The organism is Clostridium nigeriense, assembly GCF_900086595.1.
Taxonomy (GTDB): Bacteria; Bacillota; Clostridia; order Clostridiales; family Clostridiaceae; genus Clostridium; species Clostridium nigeriense.
Window position 1 is genome coordinate 1641711 of the sequence record NZ_LT575472.1, and the last position, 25070, is coordinate 1666780.

Below are 25070 nucleotides of genomic sequence, written 5' to 3' on the forward strand. Positions count from 1 at the left end.
TATTATATGATATTATCGTTATATATTAGTTAAGGAGATAATAATTATGAAGTTTAATAGTTTAATACCGGAGTTGTCAGTAAATAATATTGAAGAATCTAAAAGATTTTATATTGATATTTTAGGATTTAAGTTAGAATATGAAAGAATTGAAGATAAGTTTGCTTTTTTATCATTAGGAGATATACAAATTATGATAGAAGAAGTGAATGGATATTGGAATACTGGTGAATTAAAGTACCCATTTGGTAGGGGAATCAATTTTCAAATGGAAGTACCTAGTGTTGAGGAGATAAGAAAGAATCTTGTTAAAAATAATATTGAATTATTTAGAGATATAACTATAAGTGAATATGAATGTAATGGGGAAATAATACTGCAAAAAGAATTTCTTGTACAAGATTTAAATGGATATTTATTAAGATTTTGCTCAGAGTAAGTAGTTTAGTAAAATAGTAACTAAAAGCAAAATAAATTTTTAGGTTGTATATAATATTGATTAAATTTTATATTTAGAGGCTATCATAAAGGTGGAAGATTAAATTATTAAGTATATGGTGAAACAATTATTATGAGCGATAAATATGTATGTGAGTTATGCAAAAGAATAGGTGTGCCAAAAGTTACAGAGCATCATTTAGTTCCTAGAGAAGAAGGAGGGAATTATGGTGAAGTAGCCTGGCTTTGTGAGAATTGCCATAAACAAATTCATGCACTTTATACTAATAGGGAATTAGCTATAAGATTAAATACATTAGATAGTTTAGAAAACGATGATAAGATAAGTAAATATTTAAAGTATATAAGAAAACAACCTCCAACTAAAAAAGTGAAGGTTAAAAAGTCTAAAAATGTACGTAAAAAGTAAAAAAGGTATGAGAAGAAACTCATACCTTTTTTAATAATTAATTCCTGCTGACTTTATGTTATTAATATCACTTTGAGAACATGGAGTAATTGCATAAGTCATTTTACAATTTGGACAAATAGTTACAAATGTCTCCATTATAAACTCTTCTCCACATAAGCATTTTATTGGATAAGGAGTAGTTAATTTTAAATCTGCTTTTCCTTTTTGTCTTAATCTATCAACAATAGCTTTTCCGTCTTTAGTATTTGTTCCGCAACCACAACTCATAATTTGACCTCCTAAAATTTAAATTAATAGTATCCTATAATAATTATATATATAATATTAATTTAAGTATGTAACAATAGTTACATGGGAGAGGTTTTTATTTAGTTTGAGATAGTTTTTCAAAGCAGGATTTACACATGCAAGCTTTCCCTCTTTTTTCTTCTGGAACCATTTCTAAAATTTCTTTTGTAAACTTTACAGTATGACACCAACATTCTTTTTGTCCAACTTGACAGTTATTATCTTTTCCACATATAGGACAAGTTTTATTTGGTTTATGTTCGTTCATTATATCACTCCTTAGTAAATAATATAACTTAATTTTACTATATAATAATACTACAAATTATAAATTTTTAAATGAAATCATGCAAGGTTTGTTATTTATTTGATTTTTAATTGCTTTACATAGATAGGCATTTATGTAATAAATAATATATAGTAAGAAGTAAATTTTAATTTAAGTAAATAGATATATAGAAATAAAAAAGAGGGATTTATATATGGCCATAAGTGTAAAAGAAATTCTTGTTGAAGGAATGTTAGAATTATGTGAAATAAAATCTTTAGAAAAAATAACTATTAAAGAGCTTTTAATTGAAACTGGAGTAAGTCGTCAGACTTTTTATAATCATTTTTTAGATAAAAATGATTTAATTCAGTATATTTATTTAAGTAAGATAATTCCTGAATATAGTACAAATATATCAGAGGATATGAATTTTCATGATTCTTTACTAGATTCACTAAAAAGAATGGAGATTTACCATAATTTTATGAAGCAGGCTTGTTTAATAGATACTCAAAACTGTTTAAAAGATTATATATTCGAACATTGTAAGGAGTTTGATTTAAAGTGGCATCAAAAGCTTTATGGTAAAAAGGAAATGCCAAGTGCCTTACGTTTTGCAACTGAATATCATGCAATGGCATCCAGTAGCATGGTATTATCTTGGATATTATCAGATATGCCTTCTTCCTGTGAAGAAATGGCAGATTTAATTAATCAACTTAGAAGTATAGGTATGGAAAAATTATTTAAGGATGGAGAAGTAGAAAAAAATCCATATATAAGATAGATTGACGTTTTTAAGAGAATGTCAAGATATTGATTTTACTTTAGCTTTGTAAATTTTATTATTAATGAATCTTTTTTATAATAATTTTATAAATGAAAGGTGGTAAGATTAATGAAATATATAAAGCTTGGTAATTCAGATTTAAATGTATCCCGTATTTGTATGGGATGTATGGGTTTTGGAGATTCAACAAAAGGTTAACATACATGGACATTAAATGAAGAAGATTCTAGAAATATCATTAAAAGAGGTTTAGAACTAGGAGTGAATTTTTTTGATACTGCTATTGCGTATCAAAGTGGAACTAGTGAAAAATATTTAGGAAGAGCACTTAGAGACTATGCCAAAAGAGAAGATGTAGTTGGAGCAACAAAAATTCATCATATTGAAGGAGCTGTTAATGCTGTAGATATAGATTTAACAGATGATGAAATTTTCTATTTAGAAGAAGCCTATGTTCCACATAGCTTAGTAGGAGTAATGGCGGAAAATAGGAATAATTAAAAATATAATAAAGAGGAACTAAAGTAGCTTAGTAAAGTTTTAAAAGAGTTAGTATGAATTCTAGCTCTTTTTTGTTATAATGTGTGAAGTGTAAATTTTTAGTGTATATAGAGATTTTAAATCATCTCTATATACAAATAATATCTATTTTAAATATTATCTTTCGTAGAATGATCCCATATATGATATAAATTCATCTTCGGTATGATTAGCTTTCCAATCATGAATACTAGCCTTATTATGCTCACCCGCAATAATAGAAAATTTCTTGCCTAAGTTTTCAAAAGCTTCTTCAACACAAGCTTCTGGGGTTAATGCAGCCTTCATTACTGCTTCACCTGCAGGGCCTCCAGGAAGATTCTTAAGTAAACTAGGAGTTATAGTTGTACCAAGGGTTATTACTTCTACATCAACATTAGTTTTTGAAGCTTCATAAGCTACAGCTTCAGTTAACTTAAGTATATAAGATTTTCCAGCACCATATTGAGCGTTATAAGGTGAAGCACTAATTCCTGTAAGAGAGGATACGTTTATTATTGCTCCACGATCTTGTTTAGAAAAAATTTTCATATAATGATAGAAACATTTTAAAAATGTGATTACATTAACATTTAACATTTGTTCATGTTTTTCCCAAGGGGTATCTTGAAGTTTTCCAAAGGTATGGAAGCAAGCTACATATGACATAAATCCCATATCTAAATCTTTAGTTTTTTCAAATATTTCATCTGTTGAATTTGGGTCTGAAAAATCTGCTTTAATCACTAAATGTTTAACACCATACTTAGATGAAATATCTTCACCTAATGCTTTTAGCATTTCTTCACGTCTCCCAACCATAACAACATTCATGCCTTCAGAAGCTATCTTTTCACAAAAGGCTTTTCCAACTCCTTCTGTTGCTCCTAAAATAATTCCCCACTCACCATATTTCTCTTTTAATTTCATTTATACCACCCCTTAATTTTTATGATCAATTATATAATAACACTTTAAAGAGTTTTAGTAAAATAATTGAATTAAAGTTATTATTTTACATTAAAATAAAAATAATGTTAAATAAATTTTGTTATAATTAATATTAGAAGAATAATTACATTGTATTTAAAATGATATTAGACTAGGAGAGATAATAGATGAAAATTAATATTAAATATTTTATAGCTTTTATTGTATTATTTATAATTGAGGTAGTAATTGCACTTTTTATAAACGATAAAATTATTAGACCATATATTGGAGATATTTTAATAATAGTTTTAATGTATACTTTTATAAAAAGTTTTATTAAAAAAGAAATAAGATTTTTACCAATATATTTATTTGCTTTTGCAGCATTTATTGAAATAATTCAATATATTAATATTCTAGGGTTAATAGGGTTAGAAAATAATAAGATACTTAAAATTATTATTGGCAGTACCTTTGATATAAAGGATATTTTATGTTATTTAATTGGAAGCATAATTTTAGTAATATGGAAATTACTTATATCAAATTATAAGTATTAAAGGGACTGTATCAGATTGAGTTTATAAATCAACCTGATACAGCCCCTTTTTTATTGCTTCATTATCTTGGTGGTGAAATATTATTTTAATATTTTTCAAATGTTCCATCCATATCAATACATATAGGTTTAAGAGTAGTAATACATTTGTGTATCAGTAAGATACTTTTTTGTATTATCCTAAATGGCTTAAACACATATAAAATTCATTAGCTATAAATTTAATACATAAATAAATTAGATTTTGGTGAATGAAGAAGGAAAATTAATTCTTTTAATGTGTTTTTTTGTGAAAGATATTAAAAACAATAAACTAGAAAGATAAAAAAATCAGGTGTTTAGAGGCATTACAGGTGTATATCTTCAAAAATAGGAACTTAAAAAGCATTTGGCATATAACTTGCTGCTATAATCAGTAAATAAATGATGAAGGTTCTAGGAGGGTAAAGTGGATAAAGTAAAAACTATAGATAATGTAATGGAAAGCATAAATGATGGAATGGTTGTTATGATAGGCGGCTTTATGGGAGTTGGTACACCAGAGTTTATAATTGATGCCATGATTAAAAAGAATGTAAAGGATTTAATTATCATAGCTAATGATACTTCATTTCCAGATAGAGGATTAGGAAGGTTGATTGTTAATAAGCAAGTAAAAAAAATTATAGCATCTCATATAGGGTTAAATCCAGAAACAGGTAGGCAAATGAATAATGGAGAATTAGAAGTTAAGCTTATTCCTCAAGGAACTTTAGTAGAGCAAATAAGGTGTGGTGGAGCAGGTATAGGAGGTTTCCTTACTGAAACTGGAATAGGAACAATAGTAGAAGAGGGAAAAGAAATAATTAAAGTAGGAAATAAGGAATATTTATTGGAGTTACCATTAAGAGCTGATGTGGCAGTAATAGGAGGATCAATTGTAGATAGGCAAGGAAATGTATTCTATAATGCTTCCACTAGAAATTTTAATCCTATAATGGCTACTGCTGCAGATATTGTAATAGTGGGTGCAGAGAAAATAGTTGAAGTTGGTGAATTAGATCCAAATAATGTTATGACTCCTGGAATATTTGTAGATTATATAGTTGGGAGTGAAGAATAGTGGAAGCTAAGGAGTTTATAGCTAGAAGAATAGCTAAGGAATTAAAAGATGGTGATGTTGTTAATTTAGGAATAGGTCTTCCAACTATGGTAGCTAATTATATTCCTAAAGATATTAATGTGATATTTCAGTCTGAAAATGGATTTGTAGGTCTTGGACAAGCCCCTAAAAAGGGATATGAAAATAAAGATATAGTAAATGCTGGAGCACAATATGTAACTGTTAATAAGGGAGCAGCTTTCTTTGATAGTGCTGTATCCTTTGGGATTATTAGAGGAGGACATGTAGATGTTACAGTTCTAGGGGCTTTAGAAGTTGATGAGAAAGGAAACTTAGCTAACTTTATGATACCAAGAAAAATGGTTCCAGGTATGGGAGGCGCTATGGATTTGGTTAGTGGAGCTAAAAAAGTAATAATAGCCATGACCCATACTGCAAAAGGAGAAGCTAAAATACTAAAAAAATGTACATTGCCCCTTACTGCAATAGGCAAGGTTAAACTTATAATTACTGAATTAGCAGTAATAGAAGTAATGCCTTATGGATTATTACTTAAAGAAATTGCTCCTGGAATGACTGTAGAAGATGTTTTAAGGTTAACAGAAGCTAATTTAATTATATCAGATGAATTAAAAACTATAGAGATTTAGATTGGATATTTTTAATATTTTGAAAATGTGAAAGGAGGTGAAAATAATGAAAAAAGTAGAGTTTAAGAATGTAAAACCTTATAAAGCTCCAAAACACTTCGATTGTGCAACTTTAAAGCTTCAAGGAACAGAAGAAACAGGAGCAACAAAGTTTTGGATGGGATTAACACATTTTCTTCCAGGGGGTGGAGCAGAATATGCTTATGAGGATTCTGAAACTGAAAAGATATATGTAGTTTTGGAAGGAGAAGTTGTTGTCAAATCTAAGACTGAAAGATTTGTAATTAGAAAAAATGATTCTCTTTTTATACCTCCATTTGAAGGAAGAGAAATAATAAACGAAACAAATGAACCAGCTACTATGTTAGTTGTAGTTAATTATTAATATATAAGTATTATAAAGTTTCTTTAATGTTAGATATCTAGTTAAGAAGAATGTTATCTAATTATAAAGAGTATAGGAGATTTAAAAAATGGTTGAAAAACAGTTTGTAAATAATCTTTTTGATGTTAAGGGGAAAGTGGCTATTATTACAGGTGCCACAGGGGCTTTTGGAAAAGCTATTGCTTTTGGATATGGATTTGCAGGAATGAAAATCTTTGTTACAGGACGTAGTGATGAGAAGTGTAAGGCACTTTGTGATGAATTAAAAGCAGAAGGGATAGAATGTGGATATTCAACAGGAGATCCAGCTATTGAAGATGATGTTATTAAAGTTGTTAATGATGCAGTTTCTAGCTTTGGAGAAATTAATGTATTAGTGACAGCAGCTGGATATAATAATCCTAAGCCAATAGTAGAACAAGATTTAACAGAATGGAAAAAAATAATGGACTCAGATGTTCAAGGAACATGGCTTTACTGTAAATATGTTGGACAACAAATGATTGAACAAGGAAAAGGCGGAAAGGTAATTATGGTTTCTTCTGCTCGTTCTAAGATGGGGATGGCTAATTACACAGGATATTGTACAGCTAAGGCTGGTATTGATCTTATGGCTCAATCCCTTGCTTGTGAGTGGACAGCCAAATATAAGATTAATGTTAATACAATTAATCCAACAGTATTTCGTTCAGATTTAACTGAATGGATGTTTGATAAAGAAAGTGCTGTATATAAAAATTTCTTAAGACGTCTTCCAATTGGTAGACTTGGAGAACCAGAGGACTTTATAGGCCCATGTATATTCCTTGCTTCAAGGGCAAGTGATTTTATGACTGGAGCAAATGTTGCAGTTGAAGGCGGTTATTGGGCTAATTAATTTATTAGGAGGAAATTAGAATGGGAAAGAAAGTATTTGTAGATTTAACACATCCTTTTAGTGCGGATATACCTCGTTGGCCTTATTTTGATAAGCCAGTAATTGACTGTAAGCATACAATGGCTAAAGGTGGAGTTTTAACACAATATGTTGGTTGTACCATGCATACTGGTACCCACTGTGATGCACCACGTCATGTTATGGAATATGAATTTGATGGAAAGAGAGCACGTTATACGCATGAAATGCCAGTTGATGCTTATACTGGAGATGCAGTTTGTCTTGAAATTAATATTGAACCTTGGGGTTTAATTACAGATAAACATCTTGAAGATGCTTGTAAACGTGCAAATATAAGACCAGAAGAATTAGAAGGAATGATTATTTGCTTAAATACAGGAATGCATCGTAAATTTGATGATTCAAAGGAGTATTATCATTATTCATGTGGTACTGGTGTAGAAGCAGGAAAATGGTTTGTAAAGCATAAGGTAAAGTGTGTAGCAATGGATATGCAAGCTCTTGATCATCCACTTCATACAGCTATGGGGAATAATGGAATGACTCGTATGAATTTAGTTGGTGCTTCAGGAAAACCAATAACAGAAGAATATAAAGAAAAATTCGGAGAAGAAGCATATGCTGAATTTGATAAAGAAGAATATATAAGAATTCATGGTAAAGAAGCATATGATGCAAAATTTGGTGATTTAGAAGCAATAGGATGTTGGGGTACTTGGGAACCTTGTCATAAACAAATGTTAGGACATGGTATAGTTGGTGTTGAAAATCTTGGCGGAAACTTAGACAAGGTTTCAGGAAAAAGATTTAGATTTTACTGTTTCCCACTTAGATGGTATTTAGGAGATGGATCAATGGCTCGTTGCGTAGCTGAAATTGATGAAGATGATTTAAATGATGTTCCTGAAAGAACTTATAGATATAGTGGATTTTAAGAGGTAAATTAAATGGAAAATAAAGTTATATTAACAGTAGCAACTACAGGAGCATGGCCTTCAAAAAAGGATACTCCTTATATACCACTTCAACCGGAAGAAATAGCAGAGGAAGTATATGCTTGTTATAAAGCAGGAGCTTCAGTTGCACATATTCATGTAAGAGATGATGAAAATAAGGCATCTATGAGTTTTGAAAAATTTGAAAAGACAGTAAAGCTTATTAGAGAAAAATGTGACATAGTATTAAACTTAACTACCTCTGGGGGAATAGGGTTAACAGATGAAATTAGAATGAAACCTTTTATAGAACTTAAGCCTGAGATGGCATCTTATGACTGTGGATCTATGAACTGGATGCATTCAACAGTATTTGAAAACAATCCAGCTTTTTTAGAAAAGCTAGGAAATGCAATGATTGATAATAATGTAAAGCCTGAAATAGAAATATTTGATGCTGGTATGATATATAATGCTTTATATTATCAGAAAAAAGGCATTTTAAAAGGACCTCTTCATTTTCAATTTGTATTAGGGGCTGCTGGTGGAATGGCTGCAACAGTAGAAAATCTAGTGTTTTTAAAAAGTCTTATACCTGAAGGTTCCACTTGGAGTGCATTAGGTATAGGAAAGCAACATATTCCAATTATGTATGCAGCTTTAGCTCTTGGTGGAAATATAAGAGTTGGAATGGAAGATAATATTTACTATTCTCCAAAAAGGCTTGCTAAATCTAATGTTGAGTTTGTAGAGAGAACAAAAAGGATAGTGGCTGAAATGGGTAGAGAAATAGCAACTCCAGATGAGGCTAGAAAAATATTAGGACTTAAGAATTGTTAATAGGAGCTGTCTTGGGGCAGCTCCTATTTCTTTATAATACATAAATGCATTATAATAATGCATTTATGTATTAATTGAATAATTGTATGAGAAGTTCTTTTTATATAAGATTAAAGAAGTGATTTAAATAAACAGTTTTAGAGAGGATTTAGAGTATTTTCATTAGAAATTTGTTATAAAATGACATTTCATTTGTAATATTTTTAGTTAGGGAATTTGGTACATAAATTGCTTAATATAGTTATGAATTATATTAATACGTTAATTTATCATATAAATTCATAAATTAAAAATATAATAAGTGGCAAGGTGAAGTATTATGAGTAAAAAACTTTTCCAAGTGGATGAAATTTTAAAAAAAGAATTTATACAATTAGAAGGTTTAGAAACCATTGAAGTAGATGAAATAGTATTTGGAATATTAAATTTTTTTAAAGATAAAATTTGTAAACAACAAAAGACTTTAGATAATCTCTCTAAATATAAGGAAAGAGAATTAGATGCCTTTGCTATAGGAGATGCTGTATCTGATGGTATATGCCTTGTGGATAATAAAGGGTTCATAACAGCTATTAATAAGGGATACACGGAAATAACAGAAATTAAACAGGAAGAGATAGTTGGTAAACATATAGAAAACGCCGTAAAAGAAGGGTATTTTAGCAATGCTGTTTCATTATTAGTTATAGAGCAAAAGAAAAAAATTTCTTCATTAGCCACAATAAACCAAAATAATAAAAAGGTTTTAATTACTGGAAATCCAATTTTTGATGATAAAGGAGAAGTTATTCAGGTATTAACAGTAATGAGGGATTTAACTGAGTTAATTAGGTTAAAAGATAAAATAGAGACAACAGAAAGAAAAAATAAAAAGTATTTAAATGAATTAAACTTCTATAAGAGTAAGTTTATAAAAAATTCAAATTTTATTGGAGAAAGTCCTAAAATACAAGAAATAAAAGAAGTTATAAACTATGTTGCAAAAACAGAGGTAACTGTATTAATAACTGGGGAAACAGGATGTGGAAAGGAAGTAATTGCAAAAGAAATACATGATAAGAGTAATAGAAATAAATTGCCTTATATTAAGGTTAATTGTGCTGCAATACCTGAAAATTTAATTGAATCAGAATTGTTTGGCTATGAAAAAGGAGCATTTACAGGAGCGTTAAGTAAAGACAAGCTGGGAATGTTTGAAGTTGCTAATGGAGGAACAATACTTTTAGATGAGATAGGGGAAATGCCTCTTAATTTACAGTCAAAGCTTCTTAGGGTTCTACAAGAAAAAGAAATAAGAAGAATAGGTGGTACCAAGAGTATAAAGCTTGATGTAAGAGTTATCGCATCAACAAACTGTAATTTGAAGGAGCTTATAAAATCAGGCAAGTTCAGAGAGGATTTATATTACAGATTAAATGTTCTTCCTATAAGGATTCCACCTCTTAGAGAAAGAAAAGATGATATCCCTCTCTTAGCACATGAGTTTTTAGAAAAATTAAATATAAAATATAATAAGAAAAAAGTTTTTGATTCATTAGGTATGCAAGTATTAGAGCAATATGAATGGCCTGGAAATGTAAGAGAACTTCAGAATGTTATAGAAAGATTAGTTGTTATTAATGACGATGATTTTATTGACTTTGATAGTGTAGTTAATATATTAGGAAAAGATAAGATTCACATTGGTAGTACAAATGAGAACTTAATGTTGAAAGAAGCAGTTGAATTATTTGAAAAAGAAATAATTGAGAGAGCTTTAAAAAAGCATGGAAGTACCTATAAAGCAGCAAAAGTTTTAGGAGTTACTCAGCCAACAGTATTTAGAAAAGCTAAAGCCTTTGGAATTAAGCTTGGGAATAATTGAACTAAATACTAGTATAACTTTGTTTAGAATCTAATACAGACTTAATTAATATAGTATAATCATAAAAATATGTAGGAGGAATAAGTAGTGGGAGATAGTATTAAAAACATTACGATTTTTGGGCCAGGTCTTATGGGGAGTGCCATTGCTCAAGTATTTGCAAGTTGTGAAGATATAATAGTTAAAATATATATTAGGGAAAAGTTTGAATATGATTGCATAGATAAGATAAAAGAAAATCTTAATCAATTAAAGGATAAAGAAATAATTAATGATGATGATATTAAAGGTATATTTAATAGAATAGTTTTAACAGAGAGTATGGTGGAAGCTACTAAGGATGCTGATTTTATTATTGAATGTATTCCTGAAAATATGGAATTAAAACAAAACTTATTTATGAATCTTGAAAACTATTGTAAAGAGAACACTATATTTGCATCTAATACTTCTGTTATGAGTATTACAGAAATAGCATCAAAATGTAAAAATAAATCAAGAGTTGTGGGTACACATTTTTGGAACCCAGCATATTTAATACCCTTAGTAGAAGTAGTTAAAGCTGAAGAAACATCTGAGATTGTTATGGATAAAACTATGAAGCTTTTAAATAAGGCAGCAAAGCATCCAATTAGAGTTAATAAAGATGTCCCAGGATTTGTAGCCAATAGACTTCAGCATGCTTTATGGAGAGAAGCAATTTCTATAGTAGAAAATGAAATTGCAGATGCTAAAACTGTGGATGAAGCTATTAAATACAGCTTTGGGTTAAGACTTCCAAAGCTGGCACCATTAGAAAATTCTGATATGGTAGGAACAGATTTAACTCTTTCTATTCATAAATATATATTAAGACACTTAGAAAATTCTACTGAGCCATCAGCTTTACTTAAGGAAAAAGTAGAAAAAGGTGAATTAGGTTTTAAATCAGGAAAAGGTTTTTTTGAGTGGTCTAGAGAGGACATAAATAAATCTAATAAAGAACTTAGGGAATACTTAATTAAAGTAATTTACAATAAATAAAAATTTAAAATGCTTAAGTAGAGAAGAGGGGGAGAAAATGAGAGAAGAGTTCCAATCTTTAATAGAATCTTTACCGATAATAACAAGCTTAATAGATGGAGATTATGCAATTAGTATTACAAGTAAAACTGAATGCATTTACAATATTGAAGGGAAAAAAGTAAAACCACCATTAGATGTTGGAATTATTGAAGATGTTCAAGCTTTAAAAGGTCTTGATAATGCAATTAAGAGTAGAAAAGTTTTAAATCAAGTACTTACTAAGGAAGTTGAAGGAAAGGATCTTAGAATTACAATTATACCTATATATAATAAAGAGGATAAAGTTATAGGAACATTTGGAGTGGCAAGAAGTACAGAAGATATTGTAGAAATAAAAAATGCATCTCATGAGTTAATGAGTTCTTTACAAGAGACAAGTTCATCAGTGAGTGAAGTAGCAAATAATGCATTAATATTTTCTAAAGAAATAAAAAATGCAATTGATAAAACTAAAGAAGCTACAGTAAGTATTGAGGAAAGTAGTAATACTATTGAATTAATAAAAAATATTTCAAAACAGTCAAAACTTTTGGGTTTAAATGCTTCTATAGAATCTGCAAGAGCAGGAGAAAATGGTAAAGGATTTGCAGTGGTGGCTAGTGAAATAAAAAAGCTAGCAGAAATAAGCAGTACATCATCTCAAAAAATATCTCAAACTTTATTTGATATGAATAGAAAAATTGAAGAGATATCAACTTTAATTAAATATCTTGGCGAAAAAACTATAGATCAAGCAGATATTGCAGAGAACTTAGCTATGACAATAGGAAGTATAGCTAAGAGTTCAGAAGTTTTAGTTAATAATTTAGAAAGAAAAATAGTTTTATAATGGAGGTAAATATTATGGAAATGAAAGTATCACAAGATAATATGGGAACACATTTAGAGTGGAGCCATGAAGGGGTTACACCAAAGATGATTGATTGGTTCTGGAGTAATATGGAGAAAGGATTCATTCTTTGGCATCCATCTCAACATGAACCACTAGAATGGGCTATACCACCTAAACATGGAAATCCTATAGGATCAGTTCATATAGCACCTCAAACATGGAATGATGGGACAAGACAAAATCTTTATATAAGATTTGAAGATTTAGGAACTATTCCAGCTGAAGTGAAGGAATATATTATTTACGAACATTGTGTTGTAGTAGCAGGCTTAGGATTTGGACCAGAAAGTCTTAATGTAAAAGATGTTATGGGATACAGAATACATCAATGGGAAAAAACAGACTATGGAGTAGTTGGGAAATCATCTGCAATTGGTATTAAAAAGAAAGAAACTACAGAAGAAGGCATTATATGGTCACAACATTGTGCTGAGGAAATTGGTAATTGGGGAGATTTTTTACCGCAATTATATAATTTATATAAGGTTGTTAAAAATACGAAGTATAACCTATATGCTGATCTTACTGTAGAGGGTAAAGGAAAAGATTTAAAATATAAGTTTATAAAATAGAATGAAATATATATTTTATTTAAGGCTGATAAAATTATCAGTCTTTTTTATTATTAAAAAATATTTTATGATATAATTATATAGGTACAATGGTAAATTATATATTATTATATAATGACTAGGGGGAGGATTATGGGGGAAAGTAGAAATTGTGTAAACGATTATAGAAGGTGTCAGCATGATTTATTAAAAAATAGAGAGGCTGATGCTTTAGCAATTGCGAGTTCTATATCAGATGGAATATATATAATAGATAAAAAAGGAATAGTTACAGCTACTAATAAGGCTTTTATGGACATCACCGGTATCAATGGGTCTAAAATTATAGGGAAAAAAATGCAGGAAGTATGGAATAGTCTTATTTTTATATCAGATCCAGCTTTTATAGAAATTAAGCAGAAAGAAGAAAAATACAAATTAGATTTGTTAAAAAATAAAAATAATTTAAAAACTAGAAAACCTAAAGCAGTAGGTATTATTGCCTTACAAGAAAAGAGGCCTATTACTGTTTTAACTACAATTGATAGAACTAATAAAAGAGTATTAATAACTGGTACTCCATTTTTGGATAGTGATGGAAATGTAACTCAAGTTTTAACAATTATAAAGGATTTAACAGAGCTATTTGTTTTAAGAGAAAAGCTTGAAGAAACGGAAAATGATAAAAAAAGGTATTTAGATGAGATTAATAATCTTAAGGAAGGGATAAAAGAAAAACAAAACTATAATGGATTAATATCTAAAAGTAGAGGGATGGAAAAAATTATAGAGTTAATAGAATATGTTGCTAAAACAGATGTGACTATATTGATTACAGGTGAAACTGGAGTTGGAAAAGAAGTTGTAGCAAGGAGTGTATTTAAGAATAGTAAAAGATACAATAAACCTTATATAAAAGTAAATTGTGCAGCTATACCAGAAACATTACTTGAATCAGAATTATTTGGATATGAAAAGGGGGCTTTTACTGGAGCTTCTAATAAAGAAAAACTTGGATTGTTTGAACTAGCTAATAGTGGAACTATTCTTCTTGATGAAATTGGGGAAATTCCAATTAATTTGCAAGCAAAACTTCTTAGAGTACTTCAGGAGAAAGAGATTAAAAGAATTGGTGGAATAAAAACAATAAAAATAGATGTTAGAGTTATTGCAGCCACAAATCAGAACTTAGAAGAGGAAGTTAGAAAAGGTAGGTTTAGGGAGGATTTATTTTATAGGTTAAACGTTATTCCTATAACTATACCTCCATTAAGAGAAAGAAAGGAAGATATCTCTTTATTAGCATATACTTTTTTGGAAAAATTTAATAAATTATATAACAAAAATAAAGATTTTGATATTACAGCTATTGAAGCTTTAGAGAGCCATGATTGGCCAGGTAATGTAAGAGAATTAGAAAATGCTATTGAAAGGTTAGTAGTAATAGGAGATAAGAATTTTATTACTAGAAATAGTATTATAAGTATATTAGGGATAGATAAATTTAAAGATATAAATGAGGTAAAAATAAAAGGTACATTAAAAGAAATTGTTGATAATTTTGAAAAAACTATAATAGAGAAGACATTAAAAGAATGTGGTACTACATATAAAGCAGCAGAGGTGCTTGGTATCACGCAATCTACAGTTGTAAGAAAAGCTAAGGCTTTAGGCATAACTGAATGGTGATGAAAAAATGCATTTATATAATGCATTTTTTTATTACCTAAAAACATCATTATATAACCTTCATAACAGTTAATAATCTTATATTTATTTATAATAATGCAAAATTGTATCATGGTATAAACAATAATAATAACGTTTACAAGGGAGGGGGATATTATTTAATATAATTTATATATTTATCTAATTTATTATTTAATAAGGGAATGATTTATAAGAAAAGCAGGCTTTTAGACTGATAAATAAAGACTTTATGAGTTTGGCATACAAGTTGCTCTTAATATAAATTGAAAAGAATTTATAAAATAGGGAGGAATTTATATGAAAATACTAGGAATAAGTTGTGGAAGAAAAATGGGGAACACAGAAATTCTTGTAAAGGAAGCCTTAATGGGTGCAGAAGAAATGGGGGCAGAGGTTGAACTTGTAAGGTTACAAGATCTTAACCTTAAGCCATGTACAGGATGTAATGCTTGTGTTGTAAGTCTTTTCGAAAAAGGTGGATCAGGTGACTGTATTATTAAAAATGATGACTTTAAGTTTATTGATGAAAAGATTTTAGAGTGTGATGGTATAATAATCGGTTCACCTATTTATGAAAAATCTCCAAGCGGACAATTAAAAATACTAAATGACAGAATGGGACCTTCCCACGATATGGCTATGAGAATGATTGCTAAGAAAATTCGTGAAGAAAAAAATATAACTACTGGTATTGGACCAGATGAAAGATCCTTTAAAATAAGAGCAGCTTCACTTATAGCGGTAGGGGGAAGTGAATGGGATAACTTAGCATTGCCAATGTTACATCTTTTCACACTATCAATGCAAATGGAAGTTGTAGATAAAATGCTAGTTAATTGGGTAGCTCTTCCTGGAATGGTGGCATTAAAGGATGATGCCTTAGAAAGAGCAAGAAAATCAGGACTTCACGTTGCTGAAACATTGATGAAACCTATTGAAGAAGCAAAATACATTGGTGAAGAAGGAATGTGTCCACTATGTCATTCTAAATTGATAGAAGTTAGAAATGATGATAATAATTATCCAACTGTATGTGGAATATGTGGTGTTAAGGGAACTCTTAATGTTGTTGATGGTAAAGTAAAGTTCGAAGTTAAAGAAGAGGACAAAGCTCATTCACATATAAGACTTTCAGGAAAATTTGAACATTGTGATGAGTTAAAAAATGTATCCTTAAAACCTGCTCCAAATGTTCATGAGCTTCCACAAAGACTTGAAAAATATAAAAATTATCTAACTTATTCAAAACCTGTACTTTAATTATTATTTAGAAAGTGGGTATATATAATGTCAATTGAATTTAGACCTATGAGAAGTCTTATATATGTAGATGTAGTTAAAGAAGATTATAGACATTTATTAAAGCATTGGCTTTATCGTCATCATATTCCAGATAGTATTTCTCAGTTTGGACCCTATGTTACAAAGTATGCTTTTTATCCAGCATTACCAACACCTCCAGAAGGAGATAGATTTGGAACCTGTAGAATGCAACTTACAGAACATTATTGGTTAGTTAATATGTTTACAAAGGAGTTTAAGAATAAAGCTTTAACAGAGTACTTTCCAAAAGACGTACTAAAGTGGCAAGGTAATATTCCTGATATAGAAGAGATAAATGAAACTATAGAAGAAGTAGCAGCTAATATTGAGGGAAATGAAGCAAGATCGGCAGGTGGAAATAATGGGTGTCCTCCTTTTGTATTTGCTTTTGTTCCAATATCTTGGGAAGATGACTTTAAGGGTAGTGATAGAACTGTGGAAGATGGACCTAACTATCGTTGGCAGTTTGTTATGAAATATCCAGAAGGAGTTTCTTTAGAAGAAGGGGATAAATGGTTTTACGAAGAATTTATACCTAAGTTCAAGGGAATGGATGAAGTAATAAGAATATTATCAAGTAAAATTATTCAAGAGGTTAATGGATGTCAATTTCAAAGGGTAGTAGAAATGTGGTTTAACTGTCCTTCTGACTGGTATAAGGCAACAATAGAAAAATCAAAGGATATTAAGAAACCAGATTGGGCTCAAATTGATATATTTCCATATTTAAAACCTAGATTTGAAATTTCAAGCTTATTCTTAACAGATATAGCTGAAAGTGATAATTATAGTCAATATAGAGGATATATAACAATGCGTTAAGTTTTTAAAAAATAATTATGGATTTTAGGAGAGAGAAATATGAGAGTAAAAATATCAGTAACAAATGGGATTATAGGAGGAGTTATAGGGGGAGTTATATCTTTTGTTATTAATTACTTCCTAGTACCTGTTCCTCAAACTCCATTACAAAATGGAGTAGGTAACTTAATAAGTGGATTAATAAGTGGATTCTTAGCAGCATTTATTGGTTTTATGATTTATCTTTCTAAGGAAGAAAAAAATAATTCAAAAAGTATAGGAAGCTAAGTTGACGATTACGAGAAAGTCAAAATTAAAAATAAAACATAATATATCTTAGTTTATACTTTAAATTTGATAAAAAGGGCTGTTTTAACAGCTCTTTTTCAATGCGTAAATACATTACAATAATACATTTATGTATTAAGAAAAAGCTCTATTTTAGTTTTTTATTTGAGTGATTTCAAAAATAATACAAATATGTATTGACGAGTCTATTTTTTAAATAAAATTAGCTGGCAAAGCCCCTATTTTTCTTGGCATAGTACTTGCTTTAATAGTATTTAGAAGATTTAAAAAGAGAATTTTTAAAGGATAAAGTAAGGAGGTTAAGTATGGAAATTAGAAATTTCAATGAATTAATAAAAATGGTTCAAAGATTTGATTCAAAAAAGAAAGTTGCAATAGTTTCAGCTCAAGATAAGCATACTTTAGAAGCAGTCTTTAAAGCTAAAAAAGATAATATTATAGAACCTATTTTAATAGGGGATAGGGAGAAGATAATAGAAATACTTAAAGACATTAATGAATCTTTAGATGATTTGATTATAGATGTAAAAAGTGATGTTGAAGCTGCTAATAAAGCTGTAGAGCTAATAAACAATAAAAAAGCTGATTTTATTATGAAAGGAAAAATACAGACAGCTGATCTTTTAAAAGCTGTTGTTAATAAGGAGCATGGACTTAGAACTGGAAAAATAATGTCCCATGTTGTTATACATGAAATACCTAATTACTATAAATTATTAGCTGTTTCAGATGGAGGTATGATGATGTACCCAACTCTTGAAGAAAAAAAAGCAATAATAGAAAATGCTGTAGATGTTTTTTTGAATTTAGGTTATGAATGTCCTAAGGTAGCTGTACTAGCAGCCGTTGAAAATGTAAATCCAAAGATGCCAGAGGCTGTTGATGCTTATGAGTTAAAAAACATGAATAAAATGAATGTAATTAAAAATTGTATTGTAGAAGGTCCAATATCTTATGATTTAACAATGAGTAAGGAATCAGCAGAAATAAAGGAATATGTTAGTCCCGTAACAGGAGAGGCAGATATCTTAATAGTTCCCAATATAACAACAGGTAATATATTAGGAAAGTCCCTTGTATATTCTTCTGGGGCTAAGATGGCAGGGTTTGTAGTTGGAGCAAAAGCACCAATTGTTTTAACATCTAGAGGTTCAACGGCAGAAGAAAAATATTTATCTTTAGTATTATCAGCCTCTGTAGTTAAGTAGAGGATAATTTGTATATAAAAGGAGAATAGGAAATGAAAAAATTACTTACAGGAAATGAAGCAATTGCTCGTGGAGCTTGGGAAGCAGGAGTGAAGTTTGCAGCAGCATATCCAGGAACTCCAAGTACTGAGATACTTGAAAATACTGCTACATATAAAGAAGATATTCTAGCTGAATGGGCTCCAAATGAAAAAGTTGCAATTGAAAGTGTTATAGGTGCATCTTTTGCAGGAGCAAGAAGTTTTGTTGCAATGAAGCATGTTGGAGTTAATGTTGCAGCTGATCCATTATTTACAGTTTCTTATACAGGAGTAAATGGTGGAATGGTTATAATATCAGCTGATGAGCCTGGATATCATTCATCACAAAATGAACAAGATAATAGAAATTATGCAAAGTTTGCTAAAATACCTATGCTTGAGCCCTCAGATAGCCAAGAGTCAAAAGATATGATGAAGTTAGCATTTAAAATAAGTGAGGACTATAATACTCCTGTTATGCTTAGAGTAACTACAAGAACTTGTCACTCTAAGAGCATAGTTGAATGTGGTAATAGAGAAGAAGTTGGAATAAAGGAATATATTAAAGATTTAGATAGATATCCAGTACCTTCTAAAGTTGGGGCAATGAGAGTAAGGGTTGAAGAAAGATTAGATAAACTTAGAGATTTTTCTAATAATACAGAATTGAATTTTATTGAGTGGAACAATTCAAAGGTAGGGGTAATTTCCTCAGGAATATGTTATAGATACGCAAAGGAAGTATTTGGAGAGAACGTATCCTATTTAAAATTAGGTTTTACAAATCCTCTTCCTATTGGAAAAGTAACTGATTTCTGTAGTAAATTAGAAAAAATATATGTAATTGAAGAAAATGACTCTTATATAGAAGATCAAGTTAGATTATTAGGATTTGATTGTTTAGGAAATAACTTTTTCCCATACACTGGAGAAATGACTCCAGATATTATTAGAAAAACTGTCTATGGGAAAGAAAATGATGTAATTGATTACGATGATAGTAAGGTGGTGCCAAGACCACCAACTTTATGCGCAGGATGTCCTCATAGAGGATTCTTTGTTGAACTTAAAAAAAGAAAGAATATAGTTGTTTCAGGAGATATTGGGTGTTATGGATTAGCTCATGCAGAACCTTATAATGTAGGGGATTGGTGCATATGCATGGGCGCAAGTTTTAGTATGGGACATGGAGCACAACAAGTTTTTAATATGAAAAAAGATTCAAAAACAAGAGTAGTATCTATGCTTGGAGATTCAACTTTTTTCCATACAGGAATCAATTCTTTACTTGATGTAGTTTACAATGGTAGCAATACAGTAAATATAATACTTGATAACAGAATTACAGGAATGACTGGTCATCAGCAAAATCCTGGGACAGGCTATACGATTCAAGGAAAGAAAACTAAGGATGTAGAAATAGAAAGTCTTGTAAGAGCCTGTGGAATAACAAATGTTGTGACAATAAATCCTAATGATTTAAAAGCTGTTAAGAATGCTCTTGATTGGGCTTTAAGTCTTGATGAATCTTCAGTAATAATTACAAGGTGGCCATGTGTACTTAAGGTACTTTCAAAAGAAGATAAGGAAGAGTTTAAGGACGTATTTAATAATAGCTGTAACGTTGAGTTAGAAGAGTGTATAGGATGTAAAGCTTGCATTAGAACAGGGTGTCCTGCATTATCCTTTGACAATGAAATTAAAAAGGCAAGTATTAGTTCAGATTCTTGTGTAGGTTGTGAAGTTTGTCTTCAATTGTGTCCAGTAAAGGCTATTAAAAAGGGGGAAGCATAAGATGGTAAAAAGTGTTTTGTTAGTAGGTGTTGGTGGGCAAGGAACAATACTTGCAAGTAAGCTGTTAACAACTGGGTTAATGGAAGCGGGATATGATGTGAAAATGAGTGAAATTCACGGAATGTCACAAAGAGGAGGTTCTGTATCTTCACAAGTTAGATATGGAGATAAGGTTCAATCTCCGGTTATTGAGGTGGGAGGAGCAGATATATTAGTATCATTTGAAAAGATGGAGACTTTAAGATGGTTTAAATATTTAAAACCAACAGGAAAAGCTATTATAAACAATTTTCAAATAAACTCAATGCCAATACTATCAGGAAAGGCAGAGTATCCATCAGGAATAATAGAAGAAGTTTCAAGTAAGGTTAAAACTACTGTAATAGAAGCTAGTAAACATGCGTTAGACCTTGGGAACTCTAAAGTGATGAATGTAATTCTTTTAGGAGCAATAATTAAGTCCATGGGACTTGAAGAAATTAATTGGAATAAAATTATAAAGGATAATGTAAAACCAAAGTTTGTAGAGTTAAACTTAAAAGCTATAGAAGTTGGAATGAATTTAGTGTAGGGGTGTATAAATGAAAAAAGGTGATTTTTTATGGGGAATTGCATTATTAGTTTGGATAGTTATATTAATACTACCAACTTCAAGAGTTACATTTATGAATTTCACTAGCAATTATCCATATATAGGTGGTTTTATAAAGTTCTCTATTTTAGCAACCATGGGAGATATGCTTGGAGTTAGAGTTTCAAAACGAGAATGGATTAAACCAAAGGGTTTTATATACAAAGCTTTTATATGGGGAATAATTGGTATGATGGTAACTCTTGTGTTTACGGTGTTTATGGAGGGTACAGCAGCAGCACAAGCCTCAGGTAGACTTCCATTTAAAGGGTCAAGTTTAGCACAAGCATTTTTAGGAAGTACAATTATGAATCTTACTTTTGGGCCAATGATGATGGCTTTTCATAGATTTACAGAAATGTATATAGATATTAAGCATGATAGAAAAGGTGAATCAATAACTTTGAAAGAACTTATTGAGAAGAATGATTGGAATTCTTTGGTTGAATTTAGCTGGCTTAAAACATGCCCATTCTTTTGGATACCTGCACACACAATCGTGTTTTTACTTCCATCAGAATATAGAGTTATTGTATCTGCTTTTTTATCTATAGCATTAGGTCTTTTACTTGCTATATCAAAAAAGGAGAAAAAAGCTAGTATAGAAAAAGTAAATTTATATGAGAAGGAGAATTGTATATGAATTATAATATATTAGCTATAAATCCTGGATCTACTTCAACCAAAATAGCATTATATGAAAATGATAAAGAAATTCTATGTAAAAGTTTAGAACATTCTATAGAAGAAATTGAAAAGTTTAATAGTATTCAAGATCAGTTTGATATGAGGAAAAATAAGGTTATTACATTTTTAAAAAGTAATGGATATGATATTAATAAATTATCTGCAGTAGTAGGTAGGGGTGGTATGGTACCTAAGGTTAGTTCAGGAGCCTATAAGGTAAATGATATAATGGTTAATAGACTTAAATATAATCCTGTAATAGAGCATGCTTCAAATTTAGGAGCTTTAATTGCTTATGAAATAGCAAATAAAATAGGAATTCCTGCATATATATATGATTCAGTTAGAGTTGATGAGATGATAGATTTAGCTAGGATTTCAGGAATGGCAGATATAGAAAGAACAAGTACTAGTCATGTATTAAATTCTAGAGCAACAGCGATGAAAGTTGCTAAGATGTACAGTAAGAAATATAGTGAAATGAATTTTGTTATAGCTCATTTAGGTGGAGGAATATCTTTAAGTGTATATGAAAAAGGAAGATTAGTAGATATAATTTCAGATGATGAAGGTCCATTTTCACCTGAAAGATCAGGTAGGGTTCCATGTAAATCTCTTATAGATCTTTGTTATAATAAAAATTTTGACAAAGAAACTATGAATAAAAAACTAAGAGGGAATGGTGGGATAAAATCATATCTTAATACTATTGATGTTAGAGAAGTTGAGAAGATGATTGAAGAAGGAAATGAAAAAGCTAAACTTATTTTAGAAGCTATGGCTTATCAAGTGGCAAAAGGAATAGGTGAACTATCTACAGTTTTAGAAGGAAAAGTAGATGTTATCATTATAACAGGGGGGATTGCTTATTCTGATAGAGTTACTTCTTGGATAAGAAACAGGGTGAGATTTATTGCACCTGTTGAAATTATGCCAGGAGAAAATGAAATGGAAGCTCTTTCTCAAGGAACTTTAAGAGTATTAATGGGAGAAGAAATCGCAAGAGAATATTATGAATAATTTTAAATATATTATATAAAATATTAATGGAGTTGCAATATGTAGCTCCATTAATATTTTTAATTTAATAGAAGATTTACTGCGAAAGGTAAAAAAATATTACATATGAATATATTTTTTAAGTATACCTAGTAGAAAATAAGAGTTAGAGTAAAGTCTAGCTCTTTTTAGTTGTAACAGAATAAATGAAAATATATAATTAAAGGATAGAGGAGTAGTGTTATGAGAGAAGATATATTAAATAAAGTAAAAGAACAGCTTGCTATAGATTATAATTGTAATGTTCAAGATTTTGACAACAATGAAAACATTATAACAAATTTAAAAATAACAAAAGATTGTAGAAAATATAATGATGATAAAGAAGTGCTGAGAATACTTGTGATAAATGGAAAAGCAGTTATATGTGCTGATGAATGTATTAAAGATTGGTGTGTTGAGAAATTATTAACCTTTCCTGCAGAATGGATGTTTTTATATTCAGTTTTAAGAAGAATAGATAAAAAGTTAAATGAATTAGGTTATGAAATAGATAATACACATCATTATTATTTACCAAAAGACAATAAATATGATGGAGCTAAAAATTTTAAATTAAAGTGGTATGAAAAAGATGAAATATTGCAGTTCAAAGGTGATAATAGATTTGATGAAGCCTTTGCATTTGATAGTAATTATCCAGATGTACTAGGAGTTGCAGCTTTAGATAGTAAGGGAAATATCTTAGGCATGGCGGGAGCTAGTGAAGACTCAAATATTATGTGGCAAATTGGAGTTAATGTTTTACCAGAAGCAAATGGAAAAGGAATTGCTAGTGTTTTAGTACAATCATTAAAAAATGAAATATTAAAAAGAGGTAAGATACCTTTTTATGGTACTGTTGAATCTCATATAATATCACAGAAGGTAGCATTAAAGTCAGGATTTTATCCAGTATTTGCAGAAGTAAAGATAAGAAAGATTAATAAGGAGAATTAATATGAGTACAGTAGAGAAGAAATTAACTTTAAAATTATTAAAGGATAAATATTCAGTTTGTAGATTAAATAAAAATGATGAAATTCCGAAATGGATTTTTCAAGAAGAATTTTTTTCTATAACTAAGACAGATGAGGAATTGTCTGTAGTTTGCTTACAGGATAAAATTAAAGAAAATATTAAATGTGAAAAAGATTGGAGAATATTAAAAATAGAAGGTCCTCTTGATTTTTCTTTAATAGGGATATTATCAAGAATAAGCACATTAATGGCTAATAATGGTATTAGTATATTTGCAATTTCTACTTATGATACAGATTATATTCTTATAAAAGAAGAATCAATAAATAAAGCAATAGAAGTATTAGAAAACAATAATTATAATATAATTTAATGTACTAAAAAATCATTTTTTAAGGAAGAATATAATAAAGTATTACTTTTGAAAGGATGATTTATGTGAATAAAGAAAAATTAATATATTATAAAAATAAACTTGAAAAGGAAAAAGATAGAGTTACTGATGTTATTAAGCAACTTAGTAATAATGGAATGACTAAATTTAATGCAGAGACTGCTAGTGAGTTGTCTTTTTATGATAATCACCCTGCGGATATTGCAAGTGAAACTTTTGAAGTCGAAAAAGGAAGAGCATTAGAAGCAAATGAAGCTTCTATGCTAGATAAGATAAATGATGCATTAAATGCAATAGAGGAAGGAAGCTATGGCAAGTGTAAAATATGTGGCAAAGATATAGATGAAGGTAGGTTGGAGTTTTTACCTTATGCAGTAAATTGTATTGAGTGTGAAGATGTTATTAGTGATGTAAAAACCTATAATTCAAATCAGAGGGTTGTAGAAGAAGTTGTTATTGGTAATCCATTCAATCATAAATTAGAATATGATAATAAAGATGAAATAGGTTTTGATGAAGAAGATAGTTACCAAGCTGTAGGAAGATTTAATGAAATTAGGAATACTGAAGATTATGATTATAACTATGATGAAGATGGTTATGTAGAGGAAATTGAAAAAATAAGTAATCAAGAATATAAAAATCAATTACCTGACTAAAAAGTTTAAGGTACTTAAAATCACAATATATTTATTAATTAAATTAGATAGATTTGTATAAGATAAAATCTATCTAATTTTTTATTAATAAAAAACCATTAA

29 protein-coding genes and 1 pseudogene are annotated in these 25070 nt (G+C 29.5%); 27 read left to right on the forward strand and 3 right to left on the reverse strand.

Features of this window, described 5'->3' with window-relative positions:
* Positions 1 to 46 precede the first annotated feature (46 nt).
* Both BN6774_RS07765 and BN6774_RS07770 read left to right on the forward strand, forming a co-directional pair.
* The gene (locus BN6774_RS07765) at positions 47 to 439 is read left to right on the forward strand and encodes a bleomycin resistance protein (RefSeq protein ID WP_066892191.1); all 393 of its coding nucleotides are present in this window, start codon (positions 47 to 49) and stop codon (positions 437 to 439) included.
* Between the two features lie 132 nt (positions 440 to 571).
* Entirely contained in the window at positions 572 to 868 is a 297-nt protein-coding gene (locus BN6774_RS07770) for an HNH endonuclease (protein ID WP_066892194.1), read from the forward strand.
* 30 nt (positions 869 to 898) lie between these two features.
* On the opposite strand, the gene BN6774_RS07775 is transcribed toward BN6774_RS07770, so the two are convergent.
* Both BN6774_RS07775 and BN6774_RS07780 read right to left on the reverse strand, forming a co-directional pair.
* The gene (locus tag BN6774_RS07775) at positions 899 to 1138 is read right to left on the reverse strand and encodes a hypothetical protein (RefSeq protein WP_066892197.1); all 240 of its coding nucleotides are present in this window, start codon (positions 1136 to 1138) and stop codon (positions 899 to 901) included.
* 97 nt (positions 1139 to 1235) lie between these two features.
* Entirely contained in the window at positions 1236 to 1427 is a 192-nt protein-coding gene (locus BN6774_RS07780) for a cysteine-rich CWC family protein (protein ID WP_066892200.1), read from the reverse strand.
* Positions 1428 to 1641: 214 nt separating this feature from the next.
* Between BN6774_RS07780 and BN6774_RS07785 the strand changes: the two genes are divergently transcribed.
* Together BN6774_RS07785 and BN6774_RS18135 are read left to right on the forward strand one after the other, a co-directional pair.
* Positions 1642 to 2217, forward strand: coding sequence for a TetR/AcrR family transcriptional regulator C-terminal domain-containing protein (locus BN6774_RS07785; protein WP_066892203.1), 576 nt, complete (start codon positions 1642 to 1644; stop codon positions 2215 to 2217).
* Positions 2218 to 2328: 111 nt separating this feature from the next.
* A pseudogene (locus tag BN6774_RS18135) lies at positions 2329 to 2592 on the forward strand (aldo/keto reductase); the annotation flags it as partial.
* A 285-nt stretch (positions 2593 to 2877) separates the two neighbouring features.
* On the opposite strand, the gene BN6774_RS07795 reads toward BN6774_RS18135, so the two are convergent.
* Complete coding sequence (locus tag BN6774_RS07795; protein ID WP_066892209.1) at positions 2878 to 3669, reverse strand: 7beta-hydroxysteroid dehydrogenase; 792 nt, start codon at positions 3667 to 3669, stop codon at positions 2878 to 2880.
* A 188-nt stretch (positions 3670 to 3857) separates the two neighbouring features.
* Between BN6774_RS07795 and BN6774_RS07800 the strand changes: the two genes are divergently transcribed.
* The 23 genes from BN6774_RS07800 to BN6774_RS07910 all read left to right on the forward strand — a co-directional run bounded on the left by BN6774_RS07800 (position 3858) and on the right by BN6774_RS07910 (position 24968).
* On the forward strand, positions 3858 to 4232 hold the full coding sequence (locus tag BN6774_RS07800) for a ribosomal maturation YjgA family protein (protein ID WP_066892212.1): 375 nt from the start codon (positions 3858 to 3860) through the stop codon (positions 4230 to 4232).
* A 447-nt stretch (positions 4233 to 4679) separates the two neighbouring features.
* Positions 4680 to 5333: a CoA transferase subunit A gene (locus tag BN6774_RS07805; RefSeq protein ID WP_084766942.1), complete on the forward strand. Its 654-nt coding sequence runs from the start codon at positions 4680 to 4682 to the stop codon at positions 5331 to 5333.
* Positions 5333 to 5983 (forward strand): 3-oxoacid CoA-transferase subunit B, encoded by a 651-nt coding sequence (locus tag BN6774_RS07810; protein WP_066892216.1) that lies wholly within the window; start codon positions 5333 to 5335, stop codon positions 5981 to 5983. Before BN6774_RS07805 ends, BN6774_RS07810 begins: the two co-directional genes overlap by 1 nt.
* 46 nt (positions 5984 to 6029) lie before the next feature.
* Entirely contained in the window at positions 6030 to 6368 is a 339-nt protein-coding gene (locus BN6774_RS07815) for a cupin domain-containing protein (protein WP_066892219.1), read from the forward strand.
* A gap of 88 nt (positions 6369 to 6456) precedes the next feature.
* Positions 6457 to 7245, forward strand: a complete 789-nt coding sequence (locus tag BN6774_RS07820) for an SDR family NAD(P)-dependent oxidoreductase (protein ID WP_066892222.1) — start codon at positions 6457 to 6459, stop codon at positions 7243 to 7245.
* Positions 7246 to 7265: 20 nt separating this feature from the next.
* Positions 7266 to 8201, forward strand: a complete 936-nt coding sequence (locus tag BN6774_RS07825; protein ID WP_066892224.1) for a cyclase family protein — start codon at positions 7266 to 7268, stop codon at positions 8199 to 8201.
* A 12-nt stretch (positions 8202 to 8213) separates the two neighbouring features.
* Positions 8214 to 9041: a beta-keto acid cleavage family enzyme gene (locus BN6774_RS07830; protein WP_066892227.1), complete on the forward strand. Its 828-nt coding sequence runs from the start codon at positions 8214 to 8216 to the stop codon at positions 9039 to 9041.
* Between the two features lie 319 nt (positions 9042 to 9360).
* Positions 9361 to 10905 carry a sigma-54 interaction domain-containing protein gene (locus tag BN6774_RS07835; protein ID WP_066892230.1) on the forward strand — a complete coding sequence of 515 codons (1545 nt, stop codon included), beginning with the start codon at positions 9361 to 9363 and terminating at the stop codon, positions 10903 to 10905.
* A gap of 87 nt (positions 10906 to 10992) precedes the next feature.
* Positions 10993 to 11928 (forward strand): 3-hydroxyacyl-CoA dehydrogenase family protein, encoded by a 936-nt coding sequence (locus tag BN6774_RS07840; protein ID WP_066892233.1) that lies wholly within the window; start codon positions 10993 to 10995, stop codon positions 11926 to 11928.
* Between the two features lie 37 nt (positions 11929 to 11965).
* The gene (locus tag BN6774_RS19030) at positions 11966 to 12799 is read left to right on the forward strand and encodes a methyl-accepting chemotaxis protein (protein WP_066892236.1); all 834 of its coding nucleotides are present in this window, start codon (positions 11966 to 11968) and stop codon (positions 12797 to 12799) included.
* A gap of 14 nt (positions 12800 to 12813) precedes the next feature.
* Entirely contained in the window at positions 12814 to 13434 is a 621-nt protein-coding gene (locus tag BN6774_RS07850) for a hypothetical protein (RefSeq protein WP_066892239.1), read from the forward strand.
* A 132-nt stretch (positions 13435 to 13566) separates the two neighbouring features.
* A complete protein-coding gene (locus BN6774_RS07855) occupies positions 13567 to 15102 on the forward strand; it encodes a sigma-54 interaction domain-containing protein (protein ID WP_066892242.1) in 1536 nt (511 codons plus the stop codon).
* 318 nt (positions 15103 to 15420) lie between these two features.
* Positions 15421 to 16383 (forward strand): flavodoxin family protein, encoded by a 963-nt coding sequence (locus tag BN6774_RS07860; RefSeq protein ID WP_066892245.1) that lies wholly within the window; start codon positions 15421 to 15423, stop codon positions 16381 to 16383.
* Between the two features lie 27 nt (positions 16384 to 16410).
* Positions 16411 to 17268: an acetyl-CoA hydrolase gene (locus tag BN6774_RS07865; RefSeq protein ID WP_066892248.1), complete on the forward strand. Its 858-nt coding sequence runs from the start codon at positions 16411 to 16413 to the stop codon at positions 17266 to 17268.
* 39 nt (positions 17269 to 17307) lie between these two features.
* A complete protein-coding gene (locus BN6774_RS07870) occupies positions 17308 to 17535 on the forward strand; it encodes a hypothetical protein (RefSeq protein ID WP_066892251.1) in 228 nt (75 codons plus the stop codon).
* A 326-nt stretch (positions 17536 to 17861) separates the two neighbouring features.
* Entirely contained in the window at positions 17862 to 18764 is a 903-nt protein-coding gene (locus tag BN6774_RS07875; protein WP_066892254.1) for a bifunctional enoyl-CoA hydratase/phosphate acetyltransferase, read from the forward strand.
* Positions 18765 to 18796: 32 nt separating this feature from the next.
* Entirely contained in the window at positions 18797 to 20578 is a 1782-nt protein-coding gene (iorA, locus tag BN6774_RS07880; protein WP_066892257.1) for an indolepyruvate ferredoxin oxidoreductase subunit alpha, read from the forward strand.
* A gap of 1 nt (position 20579) precedes the next feature.
* A complete protein-coding gene (locus BN6774_RS07885; protein ID WP_066892260.1) occupies positions 20580 to 21149 on the forward strand; it encodes an indolepyruvate oxidoreductase subunit beta in 570 nt (189 codons plus the stop codon).
* Positions 21150 to 21159: 10 nt separating this feature from the next.
* Complete coding sequence (locus BN6774_RS07890) at positions 21160 to 21852, forward strand: hypothetical protein (RefSeq protein WP_066892263.1); 693 nt, start codon at positions 21160 to 21162, stop codon at positions 21850 to 21852.
* Positions 21849 to 22916, forward strand: a complete 1068-nt coding sequence (buk, locus tag BN6774_RS07895) for a butyrate kinase (RefSeq protein WP_066892265.1) — start codon at positions 21849 to 21851, stop codon at positions 22914 to 22916. The genes BN6774_RS07890 and buk overlap by 4 nt, the downstream gene beginning before the upstream one ends.
* Before the next feature lie 222 nt (positions 22917 to 23138).
* Positions 23139 to 23894, forward strand: a complete 756-nt coding sequence (locus tag BN6774_RS07900) for a GNAT family N-acetyltransferase (protein ID WP_066892268.1) — start codon at positions 23139 to 23141, stop codon at positions 23892 to 23894.
* A 1-nt stretch (position 23895) separates the two neighbouring features.
* On the forward strand, positions 23896 to 24288 hold the full coding sequence (locus BN6774_RS07905; protein WP_066892270.1) for an ACT domain-containing protein: 393 nt from the start codon (positions 23896 to 23898) through the stop codon (positions 24286 to 24288).
* Positions 24289 to 24344: 56 nt separating this feature from the next.
* Positions 24345 to 24968 carry a TraR/DksA C4-type zinc finger protein gene (locus tag BN6774_RS07910; protein ID WP_307986763.1) on the forward strand — a complete coding sequence of 208 codons (624 nt, stop codon included), beginning with the start codon at positions 24345 to 24347 and terminating at the stop codon, positions 24966 to 24968.
* Positions 24969 to 25070 lie beyond the last annotated feature (102 nt).